Source organism: Mesorhizobium sp. LNHC229A00 (assembly GCF_000502415.1).
Classification (GTDB): domain Bacteria; phylum Pseudomonadota; class Alphaproteobacteria; order Rhizobiales; family Rhizobiaceae; genus Mesorhizobium.
The window spans coordinates 1-1,534 of record NZ_AYWQ01000074.1; the positions used below are offsets into that span (position 1 = coordinate 1).

At 54.2% G+C, this 1,534-nt stretch carries 1 protein-coding gene; it reads left to right on the forward strand.

What is annotated here, in order from left to right; translation table 11 throughout:
• Positions 1-31: 31 nt before the first annotated feature.
• On the forward strand, positions 32-1,534 hold a 1,503-nt coding region (locus X742_RS140535), incomplete at its 3' end, for a hypothetical protein (protein ID WP_280800209.1).

Consider the following 1,534-nt stretch of genomic DNA (forward strand, 5'->3'; position numbering starts at 1 on the left):
GGGCGGGCAGGTTTCGGGCGATTCTAGCTATCTGACAGGGCTTTCCCTTCCCGACAGCAAACTCTACGCGTTGATCCGGACGTGGCTAGCTCCCGAGATGCCTCGGCCCGGTTGCGTCTGGAGCCATGTCCTGTTGCTCGATCATTCCCTTATGGCGACCCAGATCGATCTGGCGGTGTTGGCGGACCTCCACCGAAGACCCGACGGATACGCCGCCGACACAAGCTTTTCAGCTCCCATCAGCCTCAACCGCCGGCTCCGTGCAAGCAAGGCTGCCAACCGCACGGAAATCGAGAAGGTTCTCCTGTGCTGCTACGCTGATCTCGAGCTGGACGAGGCGCACGAAGACAGGCTGCGGCTCGAACAGGCAATCCTTGCGGTCTGGTCCCAGCAATGGCCGCGTCTGCGTCGCCAGTTCACCTTCAGGTCGACTTCGACGACCTCGAACCTTAAAGAGCAGTTCCTGCGGTTGAAGCGAGGGGCACCTCCGTCATCGGAAGGGTCGTCACCTCCGTGGCTGGAGGATGCCGCGACCGACGCGACATCGCAGACGGTCACCTCGTTGCGAAAATTTCTCTGGCGCTATGGAAAGGATATCCGCTCCGACCGGACTGTGCTGCCGGAGCTTGTCCAACTGTATGGCGCCACCCGTTTCGATGCGCTCGGATACGATGTGGCGGACCTGATATTGACTCGCTTTCCTCCCGGACAGGCAGATACTCTGAAAAAAGATGTTCTCGGATTGTCGCCAAGCAAGCTGTCCCTCATTGCGAGTGTAAACGGCGTCGATCTGATGCGCCTTTTGGCGGAGCACAAAAACTCGCACGTTGGTTACGAAAGGGCAGAGCTCACGTCCATCTTTTCACGTATGGACGCAGATCATCTCGTAGAATTATCAGCCGCCTTAATGATTTCACGCAACAAGCTCGGCAACATATTCGAACTCGTTTTTGAGGCTATCCTCCCGATCTTGGACGCTCAAACCGTCGAAGATGTAGAAACGTCTGTCGAGTTTGCTCTCCTAGCTGTTTCTAACAGGACTGAACTGTTGACACCCGCTGTCATCGGCCGTTTCTCGAATGAAGATCTAAAGCATTTGTGGACGTTGGACTTGTCGGTAGAGCAACGTAGACAAGTGATGCGATCAGTGATGCAGCGCCCGCTTGGCAACACTTTCGACGAATTAGCATTGTCTGATCCTAGTCAAACGCTCCACGACGCCATAGCTTTGAATAGTGCGTCAAAACTTCACAACAGCTGGGTTCGTTTTTTTAACGATAATGCTTCGATGTTTGTGGACGTGGTTGCGCAGCTTGCAAGCGGCGATGATTTAATTTCCGCAGCACATCTACTCGGCTATCCTGTAGAACCCGAAAGCGTTGTGCGACCTTGGTACTTAGCTTTTATCAATAACCGCTCAACGCTATCGCATGACGATGAGACCCGAGCCCTAGTGTATCTCCTTGCCCTGTCTATTAGGCATGGCATTGAAAAATATCCGGACATTCTTGTCGAAATTCTCGATCGCCTTCGC